Origin of the sequence: Komagataeibacter melomenusus (assembly GCF_013155395.1) — a bacterium.
Taxonomy (GTDB): domain Bacteria; phylum Pseudomonadota; class Alphaproteobacteria; order Acetobacterales; family Acetobacteraceae; genus Komagataeibacter; species Komagataeibacter melomenusus.
Genome location: NZ_JABJWC010000037.1, coordinates 1 through 19,164 on the forward strand (window position 1 = coordinate 1; position 19,164 = coordinate 19,164).

18 protein-coding genes and 1 tRNA gene are annotated in these 19,164 nt (G+C 63.6%); 6 read left to right on the forward strand and 13 right to left on the reverse strand.

All coding sequences use genetic code 11. The annotated features are described in order from the left end of the window. The first annotated feature begins 122 nt into the window (after positions 1–122). Positions 123–497 carry a DUF6911 family protein gene (locus HNW77_RS12955; protein ID WP_172158129.1) on the forward strand — a complete coding sequence of 125 codons (375 nt, stop codon included), beginning with the start codon at positions 123–125 and terminating at the stop codon, positions 495–497. A 10-nt stretch (positions 498–507) separates the two neighbouring features. Here the strand turns inward: HNW77_RS12955 and HNW77_RS12960 are convergent, their stop codons facing one another. Further along, on the reverse strand, positions 508–1,725 hold the full coding sequence (locus HNW77_RS12960; RefSeq protein WP_408886841.1) for a cation:proton antiporter: 1,218 nt from the start codon (positions 1,723–1,725) through the stop codon (positions 508–510). Positions 1,726–2,343: 618 nt separating this feature from the next. Here HNW77_RS12960 and HNW77_RS12965 point away from each other — a divergent pair. Both HNW77_RS12965 and HNW77_RS12970 read left to right on the forward strand, forming a co-directional pair. Next, a complete protein-coding gene (locus HNW77_RS12965; RefSeq protein ID WP_172158132.1) occupies positions 2,344–3,300 on the forward strand; it encodes an alpha/beta hydrolase in 957 nt (318 codons plus the stop codon). A 178-nt stretch (positions 3,301–3,478) separates the two neighbouring features. Beyond that, entirely contained in the window at positions 3,479–3,955 is a 477-nt protein-coding gene (locus tag HNW77_RS12970) for a GlcG/HbpS family heme-binding protein (RefSeq protein ID WP_241694467.1), read from the forward strand. Positions 3,956–4,082: 127 nt separating this feature from the next. Here the strand turns inward: HNW77_RS12970 and HNW77_RS12975 are convergent, their stop codons facing one another. Next, on the reverse strand, positions 4,083–4,469 hold the full coding sequence (locus tag HNW77_RS12975) for a hypothetical protein (protein ID WP_241694466.1): 387 nt from the start codon (positions 4,467–4,469) through the stop codon (positions 4,083–4,085). Here HNW77_RS12975 and HNW77_RS12980 point away from each other — a divergent pair. Together HNW77_RS12980 and HNW77_RS12985 are read left to right on the forward strand one after the other, a co-directional pair. Further along, positions 4,461–4,838: a hypothetical protein gene (locus HNW77_RS12980; protein ID WP_172158128.1), complete on the forward strand. Its 378-nt coding sequence runs from the start codon at positions 4,461–4,463 to the stop codon at positions 4,836–4,838. The genes HNW77_RS12975 and HNW77_RS12980 overlap by 9 nt on opposite strands. Before the next feature lie 188 nt (positions 4,839–5,026). Next, positions 5,027–5,596 carry a peptidase associated/transthyretin-like domain-containing protein gene (locus HNW77_RS12985; RefSeq protein ID WP_172158135.1) on the forward strand — a complete coding sequence of 190 codons (570 nt, stop codon included), beginning with the start codon at positions 5,027–5,029 and terminating at the stop codon, positions 5,594–5,596. Positions 5,597–5,702: 106 nt separating this feature from the next. Here HNW77_RS12985 and HNW77_RS12990 read toward each other — a convergent pair whose 3' ends face one another. Together HNW77_RS12990 and HNW77_RS12995 are read right to left on the reverse strand one after the other, a co-directional pair. After that, a complete protein-coding gene (locus tag HNW77_RS12990) occupies positions 5,703–6,020 on the reverse strand; it encodes a c-type cytochrome (RefSeq protein WP_306665935.1) in 318 nt (105 codons plus the stop codon). A 572-nt stretch (positions 6,021–6,592) separates the two neighbouring features. Then, positions 6,593–6,668: transfer RNA gene (locus HNW77_RS12995), tRNA-Asn, on the reverse strand. A 144-nt stretch (positions 6,669–6,812) separates the two neighbouring features. On the opposite strand from HNW77_RS12995, the gene HNW77_RS13000 reads away from it, so the two are divergent. After that, complete coding sequence (locus HNW77_RS13000) at positions 6,813–7,895, forward strand: ABC transporter substrate-binding protein (protein ID WP_172158137.1); 1,083 nt, start codon at positions 6,813–6,815, stop codon at positions 7,893–7,895. 6 nt (positions 7,896–7,901) lie between these two features. Here HNW77_RS13000 and HNW77_RS13005 read toward each other — a convergent pair whose 3' ends face one another. The 9 genes from HNW77_RS13005 to lpxC form a co-directional block, all read right to left on the reverse strand. After that, positions 7,902–8,840, reverse strand: a complete 939-nt coding sequence (locus HNW77_RS13005; RefSeq protein WP_172158138.1) for an ABC transporter permease — start codon at positions 8,838–8,840, stop codon at positions 7,902–7,904. Beyond that, complete coding sequence (locus HNW77_RS13010) at positions 8,837–9,901, reverse strand: ABC transporter permease (RefSeq protein ID WP_172158140.1); 1,065 nt, start codon at positions 9,899–9,901, stop codon at positions 8,837–8,839. The genes HNW77_RS13005 and HNW77_RS13010 overlap by 4 nt, the downstream gene beginning before the upstream one ends. Then, entirely contained in the window at positions 9,901–11,460 is a 1,560-nt protein-coding gene (locus HNW77_RS13015) for an ABC transporter ATP-binding protein (RefSeq protein WP_172158173.1), read from the reverse strand. Before HNW77_RS13015 ends, HNW77_RS13010 begins: the two co-directional genes overlap by 1 nt. Before the next feature lie 46 nt (positions 11,461–11,506). Then, a complete protein-coding gene (locus HNW77_RS13020) occupies positions 11,507–12,634 on the reverse strand; it encodes a BMP family ABC transporter substrate-binding protein (protein ID WP_172158141.1) in 1,128 nt (375 codons plus the stop codon). A gap of 199 nt (positions 12,635–12,833) precedes the next feature. Then, positions 12,834–12,992, reverse strand: coding sequence for a hypothetical protein (locus HNW77_RS13025; protein ID WP_172158143.1), 159 nt, complete (start codon positions 12,990–12,992; stop codon positions 12,834–12,836). Between the two features lie 301 nt (positions 12,993–13,293). Next, positions 13,294–15,438 carry an NAD-dependent DNA ligase LigA gene (ligA, locus tag HNW77_RS13030; protein WP_172158145.1) on the reverse strand — a complete coding sequence of 715 codons (2,145 nt, stop codon included), beginning with the start codon at positions 15,436–15,438 and terminating at the stop codon, positions 13,294–13,296. 1 nt (position 15,439) lies between these two features. Beyond that, positions 15,440–17,161 (reverse strand): DNA repair protein RecN, encoded by a 1,722-nt coding sequence (gene recN / locus HNW77_RS13035; RefSeq protein WP_172158146.1) that lies wholly within the window; start codon positions 17,159–17,161, stop codon positions 15,440–15,442. Positions 17,162–17,200: 39 nt separating this feature from the next. Then, the gene (locus HNW77_RS13040; protein ID WP_172158148.1) at positions 17,201–18,085 is read right to left on the reverse strand and encodes an outer membrane protein assembly factor BamD; all 885 of its coding nucleotides are present in this window, start codon (positions 18,083–18,085) and stop codon (positions 17,201–17,203) included. An 82-nt stretch (positions 18,086–18,167) separates the two neighbouring features. Then, positions 18,168–19,124 carry a UDP-3-O-acyl-N-acetylglucosamine deacetylase gene (lpxC, locus tag HNW77_RS13045; protein WP_172158174.1) on the reverse strand — a complete coding sequence of 319 codons (957 nt, stop codon included), beginning with the start codon at positions 19,122–19,124 and terminating at the stop codon, positions 18,168–18,170. Positions 19,125–19,164 lie beyond the last annotated feature (40 nt).

Sequence of the window (19,164 nt, forward strand, 5' to 3'; positions counted from 1 at the left end):
CCGTGGCGCTGGGCGGTGTTGGCACGCTGGTCATAACCGGGTTGTGGATACGCATGTTCCCCACCCTGTGGCGCGTGGACCGGCTGGATGACATCACCCCTGAATAGGCAGGAATACGGAACATGAAGCTGTACTGGAATATTCATGCACCCGGAGAAGACAGCGGCGGGAGCATGAAAAATCCATCGCCCGATGACGTGATGGAACGGCTGGATGGCATGGAACGTCATGCGGGCGTGGTCGGGCTGGATGATCCGGCAACGTCATCCAATCTTCAGGTCAGAGGCGAGCGCCAGACCTATCTCCTCACGCTCGGCTGTGAAGAAGAGGATGATTATGATGTTAAAACACCTTATTGCGCCACGACCGCGCCTGATATGATTCCCGTTCTGGGCGATCTGTATGATGCCCGGTCCCTGACCGCAGACTTCGGGTTGGTTCGCGCCATATTCCGGTTATTTCTTGCTGGGGAGCGAAACCCGGACGGGATGGTGTGAGGGCGCGGACCTAGCGCAGTTGCCCGCCCGCACCCGTGCGCGGCGCGAACAGGCGGAAGAGCGGGCCGGTCAGCGCCGTGGAGATGACCGCCAGCACCATGAGCGAGGCGAAGGCGAAGTCCGACAGCATGCCCTGCGCGTGCAGGATGGTGGCGGCCACGATTTCCATCAGCCCCTTGCATTGCAGCAGTGCGCCCACGCTCAGCGCCTGCCGCCGCGACAGCTTGGGCGCGGGCGGAAAGACATAGACCGAGGCCATCTTGGCCAGCACGGAAATCACCACCAGCATGAGCGATGCCACGACCGAGGGCCAGGTCAGCGCATCGCCATTGATGTGCAGCCCGCTATGGCCAAAGAACATGGGGGCAAGCCAGATGAGCGAGAACGTGCCCACCTGTTCCACCGGCAGCCGTGCCACCCAGCGTGGCGGCATGAGCGCGCCGGCAAAATAGGCCCCGATCAGTTCATGCAGCCCCAGTTGCATGCTGGCCCATGAGCCTGCGGCCAGATAGATGGGCACCGCCAGCCAGATGATGATGGCAGGCGGATTGGGCATGTTGCGCGTGGCCCAGTTACCCGCAAAGGCCAGGAGGGCCAGCAGGGCGACGGCCACGGCCTCCAGCCCGGTCCAGCCATGCAGGGCGGCAGGCCCGCGGGCGGCGAATTGCAGCACGACCAGCCCCACCCACAGGGCTGCGTCATCCACCACCGCCAGCTTGAGCGCAAGCTGGCCAATCGAGCGCTGGGTGGGGTCAAGTTCGCGCACGATGCCGATCAGCACCGGCAGGGCGCTGACCGCGATGCACAGCCCTATGGCCATGGCGCCGACTACCGGCCCCACATGTGGCGGTTGCCAGCCACGCAGCGGCAGGAAAAAGCAGTAGACCAGAAGCGAGCCCGCCACGAACGGCCCGCCAAGTGCTACGGCGGCCCCCCCCAGCAGGCGGCCTAGCGGCGGGGCGGGAATGGTGTGGGCCGAGACATGGGCATCGGGCGACTGCCACATTTCAAGCCCGGCGGTAAAGGCCAGCACCAGAACGGCCAGCCAGCCAAGGTTGTCGCCATAGACGGAGGGAATGCCAAAGCGCTGCACCGGTGCATGCAGGACAGCCAGGATGATGCCGAGCAGGATGGGCAGGACAACGATCGGTATTGTCCGCCCCAGCAGCCGCCACAGCCCCCATGGCAGAAGAACAAAGAGGCCAGAATCAAGAACAAGGGCCGTCATGTCCGACAATGGCTATCCTTTCCCATTTATAACAGGGATATGTTATATGCATAAAAAATTCAGTTTGGGCTTATTTTTTTTGCAAAGTGCATAAAATAATCAATTTATGCGGAATTAATTCCCGTTATGTTCTTTTTGATCTTGTGGCTGGCTGCGCCCGTGAAGCGGTGCCAAGGCCCGGCATCGGCATAGAACGCGGTGCGCAGGCAGTGGTTCGGCGCCGGGCTGACATATTTGATGGCGTCATGGGCCTGACAATGACCGGTTCCGACACCCACAAGGCACGCCTGTGGAGCAGAGATCTGACAAGGCGAGGTTCAGGGAATGGAAAACCGGTTCAGCACTCTCCTGGCAGGTGTGAATGTGGTTATTTTGAATATTGTTTTGTAATCGTATGAGTCATAAGCCTATCCGTTATCTCTATATGATCTAAATTCATTGAAAATAAGTTGCTTTTGAAATATAATAGATAGAAAAAATCTATATTTTTATATTTTATATTCAGATGTAACCAATCTTGTTTGATCCTGGTCATGGTTGCTCACGCCGCCGTGCGTGACGGTGCCTGCATCGAGGCCGCTCCCAAAGGGGGGCCTATGATGAAAGAGGACCTTCACCATGCCCAAAAATGTCGTCAATCCCGAATTCCTGCCCATTCTGGAGAAGATGCCGTCCTTCGATGGCCTGTCCGGCCGCTCCCTGCCCGAAGTGCGCGAAATCTTCATGACATCGGTGCGCCTGATCGAAGGCAGGCCCCTGCCGGATGTGGAAGTGCAGGAAGAATACATCCCCGGCCCCGCAGGCGCGCCGGATGTGCGCGTGCTGGTCTATCGCCCCCGCACGCGGCGGCCCAATGCCCCGGCCATGGTCTATATTCACGGTGGCGGCCTTGTATCGGGCCATCCGGAGGTCGATGACCCCAAATGCCAGGTACTGGCCAGCAAGATGGGCTTCGTGATCGTGTCGGTCGATTACCGCCTCGCGCCGGAGGTGAAATACCCCGCCGCGATCGAGGATTGCTACGCCGCCCTCAAATGGGTGCATGACAACGCGGCACAGCTTGGCATCAACCGCGACAAGGTGGCAGTGGCGGGCGAGAGCGCGGGCGGGGGGCTGAGTGCTGCTCTGGCACTCATGGCGCGTGACCGCAAGGAATACAAGCTGGCCTATCAGTTGCTCATCTACCCCATGCTGGATGACCGCACGGCCACAAAGGTCGATCCGGCCCCCGATTTTGGAGAGTTTGTCTGGACCCGCTCGGCCAATAAATACGCATGGGAAGCCTATCTGGGCGCAACGGCAGGGAGTGATGATACACCCGCCTATGCCGCCGCCGCACGGGCCAGGGATCTGACCGGCCTGCCACCCACCTTCATTGGCGTGGGCTCGATGGATCTGTTCCTGTGCGAAGACTTGGAATACAGCCGCCGCCTCATGGCATCGGGCGTGCCGACCGAGGTAATGGTGGTGCCCGGCGCCTATCATGTGTTTGACATGTTCGTGCCCGAGGCCGAACTGTCGCGCCGGTTCATGGAGGCATATTGCGCGGGACTCAAGCGCACGCTGGGCCTGTAAGGGCGCGGAATGCCTGCCCCGGCAGAGTCGGGGCAGGCACCATTGCGTGTACGGCCGCTTTTGTGGTTGCGGGCCAGGGGCCTGGCTTTGCATCATGCCCCCGTGCGTGAGGGGAGAGGGCGCAATGAGGCAGGTACACCGATGGGCGTGGCGTTGCGGGCTTGTGGCGGCCTTCATCATGGCCGCCCCGGCCGCCCACGCGCAGGGGCATGTTGTCCTGACCCCCAAGCTTGACTGGCAGCTTGCCGCCCAACTGGCCCAGGAGGCGGTCAGGGCCTGCGCCGCGCAGGGCTATTCCGTCACGGCCACGGTGGTGGATACGAGCGGGCACCAGCAGGCCGTCATCAAGGGCGATAGCGTGCCGCTGCAATCGCTGTCCGTCTCCTATCGCAAGGCCTATACCGCCTTTGCCTATGGCGCGGCCTTTAACATGAATACTACCAGCGAACTGATTGCCGCCAAGGTAACGGGGCCTGCCAATGGCGCGCTCAATACCATACCCGAAGTGCTGTTCGTGCCCGGTGGGGTGACGTTGCGGCGGGTGGCGGATAACGCAGTGCTTGGCGGCATTGGCGTCTCCGGTGCGCCGGGCGGTGAGAAGGATGAAGCCTGCGCGCAGGCGGCTGTGGCGAAATACCGGGCGGAATTCCGTTAAGATGCATAAAGGTTCTTTGGGTGCCGCCTTTTTTCAAAATGGTGACGTTTTCTGAAGCTTCTTGAAAAAAGCGTCACCAAGGACTTCTGTATTTTTACGGCATTATTGGGCCGCATCGTGGCTGGGGCTACTGTAGTTTCTCGCTGTCCTCATCCATGTCATGCAAAAGTGCCTGCGTCAGTGCCCGGTGGGACTGGATCAGCCGCACGTTATCGCGGTTCAGCTTCGGGGCGTTCTTCGTATCGGCCGGGGGTGCGTCGCTCATGGTGGCCGTCATTTCAAAAGTGGTGAGGCTCATGACAAAATCCCGTGCCGACATGTCGTGTTCCTGCAATATGGCCTGAAGTTCGGGCATGGCCTCTGTGCGGCGGATCGTGACCGCAAGCGGCATGTTTTTGGTCTGCATGGGCGGCGTGAGGTGCGCCTGGCGTATGGCCCGGATCAGCGGCAGCATGCGGGCAAAGAAATCCTTGGGGAGCCTGTACTCGGCGGCACTCTGGATATCGTGCTGCATGGCTTCGTGCACGGCCTGCTCAATCTCGGCCTTCTGGGCGGCAGAGGGGCCGTGCGGTTCAACGCCCTGTGCCCGTGCATCGCCCGGTCCAAGGGCTGGGGCCGCAAGGGCGCCGACACAGCAGAAAAGAATTCTGCACGGAATCAGAAAATTCATGCACGCACCTCCATCATGCCTTTCGTGTTCCTGACCGGCAGGCCATCATGTTCATTCATCACTATCCTGCCGATTGTGCGGCAGATCGCGCATCAGTCAATATGGATGGGTAAGGGATGCATGCCGCACTCCATGATGGCGCGGCATGATGTTGCCGCCATGGCCCCTGATCGGTTCAGCCATAAACGGGAATACATCTTTTGCGCACAATAATTATATGGCATGGATAAGTAATGCATCATTCGGGATGTGTGCCTGATCTGCCAATTTGTGTGATATGGCAACAGGCTTACCGACAATGCATGACGGGTTGCGGTATTATTTCATTACAATATGCACAATAAAGCATTCCGGTTTGATGCGCATGGACCCGGTCGCAAGCGATATGCGATCATTTATCGATGGTGATTTCTACAGCAATGAACAGGTATATATTGATCAGTGCAGGTCTGTTGCTGGCGGGCTGTGGTCCAGACCCTGAATCCATGCGCGCACCCGCCAGTGCGCGGGATATGTCATGGTCCGCAAGAGAGGGAACGGCCGCCATCACCGGCTCGGCATCCTTCGTGTACTTCGATGAGCGGAAGTTGTCCGGCTATGGCGTGGCGCTCTACCAGGCCGTTGGCAAAGGGCACACAGTCACCTGTGCTGGGAATGATGTGCAACTGCTGCCGCAAAGTCCTGCATCTGATCCTGTGGTGGATCATATGTCCCGTTACAATGTGATGGCCGGGCCGAAGGTGGATACTGCTGATGTCGCGCCATTCGTCCGGCACGTAACATGTGATGCGGACGGACGCTTCACCTTCTCTCACCTGCCTGCTGGCGTCTGGTATGCCGTGACACAGTTCACCACCAGGGATGTTACTGTCAAGGAAATCCGGACCCAGCCGGGCCAGGCCACGTCAGTGACCCTGGGGCGAGGCTGGCGTTACCCGCCTTCGTGGCGGCATAATCCTAAGCTTTGGTAGGGTTGTGGCCGCCGTGCGCCCGCGTGCCCTTTACCCGGCACGCGTTGCTGCCCGCCCGAACAGGAGCGCACGGGCAGGCAGCAGGGCCTGATCCGGCTCATGGGGCTCAGTTGGACCGACTGATCAGGAACATGCGTATATCCTCGATTTCCGCAGGGGTCAGGACCTTGTCAAACCCGACCATGCCATAATTGGTCAGCACGCCACGTCCGACCACATTATTGAATCCCTCCGCGTTCTCCAGCGTGCCCGACCAGCGCAGGTCCGGCAGCACGCCGCCGCTTACGGCATTATCGCCATGGCAGGCCATGCAGTAATCCTGAAAAGCGGCATATCCCCGCCTGGCGCGCGCGGCATCAAACGCCTGCCCGGAGCGGATGGGGCGTTGTGCCTGCCGGGTTCTCGCCCCTGATCGGCAGGTCAAGGATCATCATGGACTGGCAGGTGGTGCTTTTCTGATCGGTTTTCTAAACGATCATGTCTTCCACTCCCCCATGGCGGTTGGAACGTCCCTCTGCCTGGTTACGGTGGGTTCAAGCCTTCTCGGTGCGCTTCTGCTCCTTGTCAGCAGGAAACCTTTTGAGAATCTTGTGACAGAAAACCATCCCCGGACATGAGCCGATAGAGGCGAGGCCGCTGCAACCGGCCTTGCTATGTCAAGAACATTGACCCGGTTCCTGTCTCAGGCTTTGGCTGAATTCTGATTGGTTTTTCTTTGTTCATGGCAGGCGGTGTCTATATCCATGCCATGAATGCGCAGGCGAGCGGCCTGACCGGGACTGCCCGTGCATCAGGGCGCAGTCATCCGTAGCAAGGCTTTCTTACAATTTGCGACCAGAGCAAAGGAACTGCCGCCTGTAGGCTGGAACAGCGCCTGACTGCACCAAAAGCCATCCGGACGTTTCAGCATGAGCCCGAAAAAGGCATCGCCTGACGTGGGTTCAGATTTGGAGAAATCCGTAACCTACTGATTTAACACTAATTTTTAAGGTAAGATGGCTCCCGAAGTAGGACTCGAACCTACGACCCAGCGATTAACAGTCGCTTGCTCTACCAACTGAGCTATTCGGGATCAGCGTTGGTGAGCAGCTTATAGCCACACTGATGGGGGGGCGTAAACCCCCCTTTTGAACTTTTTTAAAAAAAGGAAAAAAAGGGAACCCCGGCGGGCTAAAAGAAGGATAATGCCTTCGCATCTCAGGAGAAATCGCAGCCAATGGTCGAACAGAACAGGGAAGGAAAGCCACGCCAGTTGCTCCGCCGCGCCGTCGTGCCGATGCTGGTGGCGGGCGGATGTGCCGTGGTGGGCTCACAATGGGTGCAGAGCCGCCGGCAGGCACGGATCGTTCGCCATGATGATGCCCTGCTTGATGGCCAGCCCCATGACATGACGCTGGCATGGCCCTACGCGCAGTCCTCCACCCTGTACAATGTTGCCCTGCGGCAGGATTTCTTCCTGCAGTACCGCCTGAATGTGCAACTGCGTGATGGCGTGGCCAACGGGCGTGACGCCATTGCCGACCTGCAGGCCGGCCACGCCATGGCGGCGGTGGCCCCCGTGCTGTCATGGCTCCAGGCCTGGCAGGCCAGTCCCGACCTGCCGGTGCGGCTGGTCATGGGGTTGCAGGCGGGCACCTTTCGCCTGCTGGTGCGGCGCAAGCTGCGTATTGCCAGGATCGAGGACCTGATCGGCCGTCGCATCGCCGTGCTGAATGCCGATATGGCCGATCGGTTGTTCTTCTCCATCATCCTGCGCCGCAAGGGGCTGAACCCTGACACGGCACCCAACTGGGTCATCCTGCCACCTGATGAAATTGATGACGCGCTTGCCGCCGGCACGGTCGATGCCGTGGCCCTGCATGACCCGCTGGCCTGGCGGCTGCTGTGCAACCCGGCGCTTGACGTGGTGGAACTGGTCAATAGCGTAAACGGATTATATGCCGGGCGCACCAATCTGGCGCTGGGCCTGTCCACCGATGTGCTGCGTGATACGCCCGGAGCCGCCGTGGCCCTCGTGCTGGCGCTCTATAACGCTGCGCACTGGCTCCCCACCCACATGGCCGAGGCCGCAAGCCTGCTGGATGGGCGCGTTGATGGCATGGAGCAGGACGCCATATTGCAGATGATGCGCCATGAGGTGCTGGGCATCAGCCCCGTGGGCAATGACCTGAAAACCCAGATCGCGCGTTATGTGGATGAACTCAAGCTGCTCGGCCAGTTCCCCGACAGCCTCAATTCCGCCAGCTACGCCCGCCGCATCTCGGCTGATATCCTGCGCCCTGCCCAGCACCGGCCATAGGGCTGGCTACCGCACGTCGCGGTAATAGGGCTGGGCCAGGGCGGCAGGGGCGGCCATGACCCGGCGCATGCGGTGCCACACCACCACCGGCACGATGATGAAGGCCATGGTGCCAATATAGGGCAGCATGTTGAGGAAGGCGGGGTCAATCGGCCAGTTATGCGCCTGCCCTACAAAGGACAGCGCCGTGACCAGCCCGAACAGCAGGGCCGAGAGGGTGACGATCACAGGCCGGTAGCCCGCAAAGATCACCAGCGCCAGCGCAATCCATCCACGCCCGGCCACCATGCCCTCCGACCAGACCGGCACGTAGGTCAGTGTCAGGTAGCCACCCGCCATGCCCGCCATGGCGCCGCCTAGCGTTACGTACCAAAAGCGCATGGCCATGACCGGAATGCCCGCCGCATCCGCCGCTGCCGGGTTCTCGCCCACCGCGCGCATGTTCAGCCCGTGCCGGGTGCGGAACATGATGAAATGCACCACCAGCGGCAGCAGCAGGTAAATCGGTATGATCAGGATATTCTGCCCGAACAGTGCCGGGCCGATGATGGGGATGGAAGACAGCAGCGGAATGCTGACATGCCCGAAGGTCGTCTCCACCGGCTGGCCCGCATAGCTGTGGCCCAGCGCGGTTGACAGCCCCAGCCCCATGAAGGTGGTGGCCAGCCCGCACAGCACCTGGTTGGCCCGCATCACCACCGCGCCAAAGGCAAACACCATGCCGCCCACGGCGCCTACCATAATGGCCGCCAGCAGCCCGACCCACGGCGAATGCACGGATGAGACGGTCATCACCGCCGTCACCGCCCCCAGCGCCATGAGGCCCTCCACCCCAAGGTTGGTCACGCCCACGCGCTCGGCCAGCACTTCGCCCAAAGCCGCGAGTGCGAGCACGCCACCAGCCAGCACGGCAGTGGCCAGCATGCCTGTCAGCAGCATGATCATGAGGCTTTTCCCTTCGCTGGCGTGGTGGCGACAGGCCGGTAATGGGCCAGTTCATCACCAATGGCGATCATGAACAGGATCAGCCCGGTAATGGCGAGGATGACCGAGGCCGAAAGCTGCTGCGTCTGCATGACAATGCCCGAATCAAGGATCAGCGCCATCAGCAGGGCCGCCGGGATCACGTTCAGGCACGATCCGCGCGCCAGCACCGCCACCACAATGCCCAGATAGCCAAAGTTGTTGGCCATGCCGCCCTGCAGCCGGTGCACCGTGCCCGCCACCTCGAACATGCCCGCAAGCCCCGCCAGTCCGCCCGAAAGCAGCATGACCGAGATGATGCGCAGCCGCACCGGAATGCCCGCATAGCGCGCGGCCTCCGGGTTGGCGCCGCCAATGCGGATCTCATACCCCCACCGCGTGCGCGACAGTATGAGCGCCAGCCCCACCACGATCACGATGGCGACCGGAAAGCCCCAGTGCACGATGCCCCACATCTCGGGAATGGATACCGAAAGCCGCTGGGTCGAGACCTGCGCCCCGCTGATCCGGTCGCGCCACGGCCCCGTGGTCAGGTAATAAGTGAGGAGCGATGCGATGAAGTTGAGCAAAAGCGTGGTGATGATCTCGTTCACCCCGGCATAGGCGCGCGCCAGCGTGGGCACGGTAATCCACGCCATGCCGCCCAGTATGCCCGCAATGGTCATGAGCGGCAGCATGACGAGTGCCGGGCCGTGCAGGCCAAGGGCCACGCCCGTCGCCGCGATGGCGCCAGCATAGAACTGGCCCTCCGCCCCGATATTCCATAGCCCGATGGTGCCGCACACCGTAACCGCCGCCCCCGTGAGCAGCAGCGGGCACATGAACAGCGCCAGATCCTCCAGCCCGAAGCGCGAGCCAAGGGTGGAGCGCAGGATCAGTTCCGCCAGCATGACCGGGCTGTGTCCCGAAAGGGCCAGCACGCCCGCGATGATGCACAGCGAGAGCGCGATGGCCACCAGCCGCAGGGCCAGGATGCGGCCCGCCGGTGCCGTGGGCAGGCGCTGAAAGGCGCGTGTCGCCATTACTGCGGCCCTCCCGGCTGGAGGCTGGCTGGTTCGCGCCCGCCCATCAGCATGCCGATGGTGGCAATATCCGCGTTTTCGGCATCAATCACATCCATCATGCGCCCGTGGAACATGACCCCGATGCGGTCGGACACGTTCAGCAGGTCTTCCAGATCTTCTGAAATGAACACCACGGCTACCCCCTGGTCGCGCAGGTCGGTCAGGTAGCCCAGCATGGTGGCAATGGCCCCGATATCGAGCCCGCGCGCGGGGTAGGCGGCCACCAGCACCCGGCTGGCGATGCGGATCTCGCGCCGTGCCACCAGCCGCTGCTGGTTGCCGCCCGAAAGGTTGCGGATGGGCATGGCGAAATCGGGAATATTGACCTGTGCCAGCCCGGCAATATCACGTGCCAGTTCACCCGCGGCCCCCGCATCATACAGGCCGTGGCGGCCAATGGGGGCTTGGGCATATTCACGCAGCGCCATGTTGGTGGTGATGGAGAGCGCGGGCGCAAGCGCGCTGCGCAGCCGGTCCTCGGGGATGTGGCCTATGCCCGCATGGGCAAACAGGGCCGGGTCGGCGCGGTCCACCACGCTGCCATCAAGCACGATCTCGCCCGCCGTGCGGGCCATCAGGCCGGTCAGCACATGGGTCAGCTCGCGCTGGCCGTTGCCCGCAACGCCCGCTATGCCCACGATCTCGCCGCCATGCAGGTCAAGGCTGACATCGCGCAGCGTCTCCACGCCGCGGTCATCGCGCACGCTGACATGGCGTAGTTGCATGATGGGATGCGGGGCGATGGGGGCTGCGCCTTCGGCGCGCGCGCGCATGTTGCGCCGCACGATGTCACGCCCCACCATGGTGGCCGCCAGCATGGAGGGCGTGCAGTCTGCTGTCCGGAACGTGCCCACCTTGCGCCCGCCACGCAGGATGCTGACGCGATCGGAAATCTCCATCACCTCATCAAGCTTGTGGCTGATGATGATGACCGCATTGCCCTGCGCGCGGAAGGCCCGCAGCGCGCGGAACAGTTCGCCCGTCTCCTCCGGCGTCAGCACGGCGGTAGGCTCATCCATGATCAGCAGCCGCGCCCGGCGCGCCAGCACGCGCAGGATTTCAACGCGCTGCTGCTCGCCCGCCGAAAGGTCGCACACCCGCGCGGCGGGATCGACGGGAAAGCCGAAGCGCTCGGAAATCTCGCGCGTGCGGGCCTCCATCACGGCAGGCGAGGCAAGGCGGGGGGCCTCGTCCCAGCCCAGATGGATGTTCTCGGCCACCGTAAAAGCCTGCACCAGCTTGAAGTGCTGGTGCACCATGCCGATGCCCGCGCGGATGGCCTCCTGCGGTGAGGTGAAGGTCTGGCCATAGCCATCGAGGATGATCTCGCCTTCCTCAGGCTGGTAGATGCCGGTCACCACGTTCATGAGCGTGGACTTGCCCGCCCCGTTCTCCCCCAGCAGGGCATGGATTTCGCCCGGCCACACATCAAGGTCCACGTCCTTGTTGGCGATCACGCCGGGGAAGAACTTGCCAATGCCGCGCAACTGCAGCACCGGCGGCGTGCCTGGCGCCATGCCGGTGGGGCCAGAAGGGGCGGGACCAGCGGCGGGGGAGACAGGGTTATTCAAGGCCCGATACTCCCGCCACCGCCCAGTCGGAGTGATAGATTTCAAGGTCGCTCAGCGCCGTGCCCGCGGGCACGCGCAGGCGGCCATGGTTGTCATGTATGGGGCCGACAAACGGGTTATGGCCTGCCAGCATGCGCGTGCGCATGTCATCGGCGCGGGCGGCGACATCGGGCGGCACGGTCGGCCCCCAGGCATCACGGTCCACGCCGTGGCCGAGGGTGAGGAAATGCCCTTCCGGCTGCCATGTGCCCGCCAGCAGGTTGCGCACCTGGCTGATGTAATACTCATTGAAGTCGAGGCACACGGAACTGACATAGGCCTGTGGCCCGTAATCGAGCATGCCGGTGTTCCACATCGCCGCCTTCAGCCCGCGCTGTATGGCCACGCGCAGATAGGCCGGCTCATCCATGATGCCGCACAGGAAGTCGCACCCGTTATCGGCCAGCGCGGTGGCCGCCTGGGTTGCCGCCTGCGGGTCGAACCAGGCATTGATGGTGATGCTCTGGAGCGTGATGGCCGGGTTGACCGACTGCGCGCCCAGCAGTGTTGCATTGGCCGAGGCATAGACCGAGGGGATGGGAAACGCGCCCAGAAAACCGATCTTGTTGGTCTTGGTCATGAGCGCTGCGGCTATGCCGATGATATAGCTGGCATACCAGTGCGCCACGTAATACCAGCCCAGGTTGCCGGTTACATTGGTGCCATCGCATTCCATGAACGCGACATCAGGCGCGCGGTCCGACACATCCTTGATGAAGTCGCCATATTCCGAGGTCGCCATGACCATCTGTGCGCCTTCGGCCACGAACTGGCGGAACAGCCGCGTGGCATCGGCCGAGTAGGGCACGCTCTCCACATAGATGGTGCGGAGTTTGGGAAAGGCGCGGCGCACGGCCTGCACGCCCCGGTCATGCACCATCGACCAGCCGCCATCGGTAATGGGGCCGGTATGGCCAAACGCCACGATGGCGTCGGATTCAGCCAGTGGCCTGCGCCATGCGGGCTGGGCCTGCGCCCGTGCGTGGCGCGGCAGCAGCAGGCTGGAGCCCGCGCCACCGGCAAGGCCCAGCATCTCGCGGCGCGTTGTCAGCAGCCGCCCCCGCGACCCTGAAACTGTCATAAGATGTCATCCCCCTGAAAAATCGATGCCGCACCCCGCTGCGGCGGCCTGGCGTGCTGGTCGGTCTGGTGCTCCCGCGCGTGTAAGCCGGTGTTCGGTTCCGGAATAAATGTTACGCGACAGGGCCATGCAAGGCCACAGTTATGTTGTGCATCAGGGTGTTGCCTTTTTTCAAAAAGGCGGGGGCCGGGCCGCCGTTTCAGGTCGGGGGCGGCGGGTGGTGCAGGCCGTCTAATTCCACGACCAGCGCGGGGTCATCACAATCCCCCCATGTCCGGACCGCGATGGCCCCGTGCCTGAGCAGGAGCGTAATCGTGGCCCGGTCATCGATTGTCAGCGCCGCGCCATTTGCAGCCACGACGGCATGAGGCTTTCCGCCCGTGCGTGGCGCAATGCGTGGCGCGAGAGAAAAATATACAGTATCGCGCTGATCAAACGGCGCCCACCATGTCCGCCGTGCTGTCCGGCCCGCAATGCAGGATGCAGGTGGCCAGTCCGTTGCCGTGGGCTTCTTCATGCACGCATCCGGCCACGGTGTGGTGGCGCACCCGTGTGCAGGCAGGCCGCGCACCACAGGTGTTTTCAGCAGCCCGTAATGACGGGTGATGCGCGTCAGTTCACGGCAGGCGGGCCATACATGCCCGGGCTGTGCCGGGGTGTCAGTCTTCGGCCTGCGGGGCAGGGGGCATGCCCGCAAGGATACGCCAGTTGGCCTCATCCATGGTTTCAATGCCCAGTTCGGTCGCCTTGCGCGCCTTGGAGCCCGCTTTTTCGCCCAGCACCACAAGGTCGGTCTTTTTTGACACGCTATCCGACACCCGTGCCCCCAGCCGCTCGGCTACGGCGCGGGCCTCGGGGCGCGTCATGGTGGTCAGCGTGCCGGTAAACACGATGGTCTTGCCGGAAAGGCTGCCTGCCTCGGGCGCTTCCTCATCAAGCACGCAAGTGAGTTCGCCGGTCAGGTCATCCAGCGTGGCGCGGTTATGGGCCTCGGCAAAAAAGGCCACCAGTTCATCGGCAATGGTGGTGCCGATGCCGGTGATCGAGCCGAGTTCCAGCCGCTCGTCCGAGCCTATGATGGCGGCCTTTTCCATCTGCGTGCGCCAGTTGGCCAGCGATCCGTAATGCCGCGCGAGCAGGCGGGCATTGCTGGTGCCGATGCGGCGGATGCCCAGCGCATAGATCAGGCGCGAGAGTTCGATGCTGCGCCGGGCCTCGATGGCGTTGACCAGATTGCGCGCCGAGACCTTGCCCCAGCCATCACGGGCCGCGATTTCTTCCTCATGCGCTCCAAGGCGGAAGATGTCGGCAGGCGTGCGCAGCCAGCCCAGTTCATGGAACTCGACAATGGTGCGGTCGCCCAGTCCATCAATGTCGAACGCATCGCGTGACACGAAATGGATCAGCCGCTCCACCACCTGCGCAGGACAGGTCAGCCCGCCCGAGCAGCGCCACACCACCTCGCCCTCGGGCCGTTCGGCATGCGCGCCACAGACCGGGCAGGTATGGGGAAAGTGGAAGGGCTGCGTTTCATGGTCGCGTGGCAGCACCACGCCGGTTACCTGCGGGATCACGTCGCCCGCGCGCTGCACATGCACCAGATCACCCTCGCGGATGTCTTTGCGCGCGATTTCATCCTCGTTATGCAGGCTGGCGCGGGTCACGATCACGCCGCCCACATTGACCGGCTCTAAAAAGGCCACCGGTGTCAGCGCCCCGGTGCGGCCGACCTGAATGTCGATCTTTTCCAGCCGGGTGATGGCCTGCTCGGCGGGGAACTTCCACGCCACCGCCCAGCGGGGCGCGCGGCCCGCAAAGCCCAGGCGCTCCTGCAGGGCGCGGTCGTCGAGCTTGTACACCACGCCGTCAATATCGTAATCCAGCCCCGAGCGCTTACGCGTCAGGCCCTCCATGAAGGCTTCGGCCGCCTGCGCGTCCGGCACCTGCGTGCTGAGCGGATTGACGCGAAACCCCCAGGCCCGAAGCTGTTCCAGATAGCCATGATGGGTTGCGGCCAGCGGCCCATCGCAATAGCCCGCGGCATAGGCAAACAGCGAGAGCGGGCGCCTGGCCGTAATGGTGGGGTCAAGCTGGCGCAGCGAGCCTGCGGCGGCATTGCGCGGGTTGGCAAAGGGTTTTTCGCCCGCTGCTTCCTGCGCTGTGTTCAGGTCAAGGAATGCCTGCTTGGAGAGGAAGATCTCGCCGCGGATCTCGATCGTATCAGGGTAGGGGGCGGGAAGCTGGTCGGGAATATCGTGCAGCGTGCGCAGGTTGGCGGTGACATCCTCGCCTTCCGTGCCATCGCCGCGCGTGGTGCCGCGCACAAAGCGCCCGTGCACGTAGGTCAGGCTGATCGACAGGCCATCGATCTTGGGTTCCGCCACGAAGGAAAGGGCGCGCGCCTGCTCCTCGCCCAGGCCAAGGAAGCGGGCGATGCGGCTGACAAACCCCTCGAATTCCTCGCGCGAGAACACATTGTCCAGCGAGAGCATGGGCACCATGTGCCGGTGGCGGCGGAAGGGGCCGCTGGCGGGCGCCCCCACCGTGGCGCTGGGGCTGCCGGGCTGGGCGTGGCGGGGAAATTCCAGTTCCAGCCGCGTGTTCAGGCGGCGCAGCGCGTCATAGGTGGCGTCATCAACCACCGGCGCATCGTGCTGGTGGTAGGCGGCGTCGAGCGCTGGCAGCACGGTGGCAAGCTGCTTCAGTGTGGCGGCCGCATGGGCCTCGGTCTGTGCCTCTGCCGCATAATCGGCCAGCAGCGCGCGGGCCTGCTCGGCCAGTTGGTCGGTCGGGGCGGCGGGCATGTCAGACCCCTTTCAGCAGGCTGTCGGCCGCGGCACGGGCGGCGGGGGTGATGGTGTCGCCTGAAAGCATGCGGGCGATTTCCTCGCGCCTGGCCTGCGCGTCGAGCGGGGCGGCATGCGTTTCGGTGCGGCCTTTGTTCACGCTCTTGCTGATGCGCAGATGGGCATCACCACGTGCCGCCACCTGCGGGCTGTGGGTCACGACCAGAACCTGCACGCTGCGGCCCACGGTATAAAGCCGCTCGCCAATGGCCGAGGCGGTGGCACCGCCGACGCCGGAATCGACTTCATCAAACACCAGCGTGGGAATGGCCGAGCGCCCGGCCAGCACCACCTTCAGCGCCAGCATGAGGCGCGAAAGCTCACCGCCCGAGGCCACCTTGGCGAGCGGCCCCGGCGGCTGGCCGGGATTGGCCGCGATCAGGAACGAAGCCTGCTCCTTGCCGCGCGCGTTCCATGCTTCGGCCTCAAGCGGCACGAGGGAGACGATAAAGCGCGCGCGTTCCAGCTTGAGCGGCTTGAGTTCGGCCATCACCGCCTGCTCCAGCCTGCGCGCCGCCTTCTCGCGCGCCGCTGTCAGTTCAAGGGCGATTTCCTCAAACCGGGCACGCGCCTCGGCCACGGTTTTCTCCAGCCCTTCAATGCGGGCATTACCCGAATCGAGGGCTGCCAGCCGCTCGGTAAAGGCAGCGAGCAGCCCCGGCAGTTCCGGCACCGACACGCCATGCTTGCGGGCCTCGGCACGCAGCGCGAACAGGCGCTCCTCGGTCTGTTCGAGCAGGCGCGGGTCGGCCTGTGCATCAGATGCCAGGCGCGAGAGCATGTTCTCGGCCTCGGCCAGTGCTTCTTCCGCGCGTTCCAGCGCGTTGAGCGCTTCTTGTGCGGCCACCTGCTCGGCAGCGCCCACGGCCTCGGGGTTGAGGTCGGTGGGGGCGGGCAGCAGGCGTTGCAGGGCGCGGCTGGCATTGCGCAGGGCGGATGCCGGGCCGGGGGAGCGCCGGTCGCGGGGCGCAAGGTCGGACAGGGCTGCGGCAATGGCCTCGGCGCGGCGTTCGCCCTGCTGCAGTGCCTGGCGCAGGCCCGCAAGCTGGGCCTCTTCATCTTCCTGCGGGGCGAGGGTGCCCAGATCATCCACCGCCTGGCGCAGCCAGTCTTCCTCACGCGCGGCATTTTCCATTTCCGCCCGCGCGGTCGCCAGTTCCGCCGTGGCCTCGATCCATGTGCGGTAAGCACCCGCCACGCGGCCCCGCAGCGGAGCGGGCACGCCAAAGGCATCGAGCAGGTCGAGATGGGTGGCCTGGTCGGCCAGCCCCATCTGCTCGTGCTGGCCCTGTATTTCCACCAGCAGGGTGGCAGCGCGGCGCAGCAGGCTGACGGCAACCGGCTGGTCGTTGATATAGGCGCGTGAGCGGCCATCGGTCGTGACCACGCGGCGCAGCAGGATCGGCTCGCGCTCGTCATCGAGCATGATGCCCTGCTCGCGCAGCAGTTCGTGCAGCGGGTGGGCAGGTGCAATCTCGAAACTGGCGCTGACACTGGCCTGCTCGCAACCCGCGCGCACGAGCGAGGCACTGGCCCGCTCGCCCAGAGCCAGACCAAGGCTGTCAAGCAGGATGGACTTGCCTGCGCCGGTCTCGCCCGTCAGCACGGTCAGGCCGGGGGGGAAGGCAAGGTCCAGTTTTTCGATCAGGACCACGTCCCGTATCGAGAGCTGTGTCAGCATGCTCGGTTCCTGTTCAGCACGAAGGATCGCTTGCGGAAATCAGAAAATCGAGTGCCAGGCACGCTGCAGCGCGTTGCGTCCCTGCTTGTTGTCCTTGCTGTCCACGCCCTTGATCAGGTGGTGGGCGCGCAGATGCTCGTAGGCATCCTCGTACCACTTGCTGCTGGGGTAGTTGTAGGCCAGCACGGAGCCGGTCTTGCGGGCCTGTTCCAGCAGGCCCATGTCCAGATATACCTCGACCAGCCGCTCGAGGGCTTCGGGCACATGGTTGGTGGTCTGGAAATCCTGCACCACGCGCTGGTAGCGCCCGGCGGCGGCGGGGAAGTCGTTCTGCTGCTGGTAGTAGCGCCCCACCAGCATTTCCTTGCCCGCCAGATGGTCGCGGCACAGATCGATCTTGAGCTGCGCATCACGCGAATAGGGGCTCTGGGGGAAGCGGGTAATCACTTCTTCCAGCGCGTCCATGGCCTCGATGGTGCCCTGCTGGTCACGCTGCACGTCGGCAACCTGCTCGTAATAGCATAGCGCGCGCAGGTAGAAGGCATAGGCGGCATCGGTGCTGGTGGGGTGCAGTTCCAGAAAGCGGTCAAGCTGCTGCACGGCCTCGGGGTATTTGTTGAGCAGGTAGTTGGCATACCCTTCCATTAACTGCGCATTGGCCGTGTACTGGGAGTAGGGGTAGTTGCGCTGCAGCGTGTCGAACTGGTTGACCGAGAGCAGGTAGCGGTCCGAGCGCAGGGCATCGACGCCGTTGTTATACAATGTCTCGGCCGAGCCGACGCGCGGCGCGCGCTCGTTAATGGCGCTTGCGCTGTTGCCGCATGCCGCCAGCAGGCCCGCCAGGGGCAGGAACGCCAGCCAGCGTGCCGCCTGGCGGGGGCTGCGCGAAGGCTGTGAAGTGGATTGTGATATGCGTGCGGACATGCCAGCTCTTCCAGTTACGGGAGCTTTATATCATGTGCCGGGTGTGGGTGAAGTCTCCGCGTGCGGATTTCGCGCCCCTTCATCATGCGGCCTGCGTGCAGGGCTGGGCTACGGGCGCGCCCGCAGGGGCCATATGCCAGTTCGTCTTTTCGGCAAACAGCTTGCGCAACAGGCGATTATTGAGGGTATGCCCCGATTTGTGCCCCCTGAAGCCCCCTTCGATCAGGCCGCCGGCCAGATACAGGTCGCCAATCGCATCAAGCACCTTGTGGCGCACGAATTCATCGGGGTGGCGCAGGCCTGCGGGGTTGAGCACGCTGGCGCCATCCACCACCACGGCATTGTCGAGCGAGCCGCCCTGGGCCAGCCCGATGGCGTGCAGGTGCTCGATCTCGGGCTGGAGCACGAAGGTGCGCGCCCGGCTCAGATGCTGGCGGAACAGGGTGGCGTCAACCTGCATCGCATAGCGCTGCTGGCCTATGGCGGCGGCGGGGAAGTCGATGGAAATGTCGATGGCCAGCCCCGGCTGCGTTGCGGGCAGCAGCTCGGCAAACGCATCGCCGTCTTCCACCCGCACGGGCCGCAGGACATGAATGTGCTGGCGGCGGCTGTCCTGCCGCCTGCGGCCCGCACATTCGAGCAGGAACACGAACTCGGCGGCTGAACCGTCAAATACCGGTATTTCCGGCCCATCCACCTCGACAAGCACGTTATCGATGCCACAGCCCGCGAGTGCCGCCATCAGGTGTTCCACCGTGGCAATGCGCGCGCCCTGCGGCCCGTGGCCCAGCACCGTGCTCAACTGGGTATCCACGACCGTGTCATAACGGGCGGCGACGGGGGGCATGGTACTGTCGGTGCGGTGGAAAACGATGCCGGTATTCTCTGCCGCGGGCGACAGGCGCAGGCTGATTCGCGCGCCCGTATGCAGGCCCGTGCCCACGCTGCTGATTGGCTGGCTCAGTGTATGCTGCATCTGCCCATCATGGCTCGATGGCGGCATGAAGGGGAAGTGTGCGGGCGGCACCATGCCGTTCATTGCCTGTATCCTTGACGGGAAGGTGGGGGAACTCGCGGTA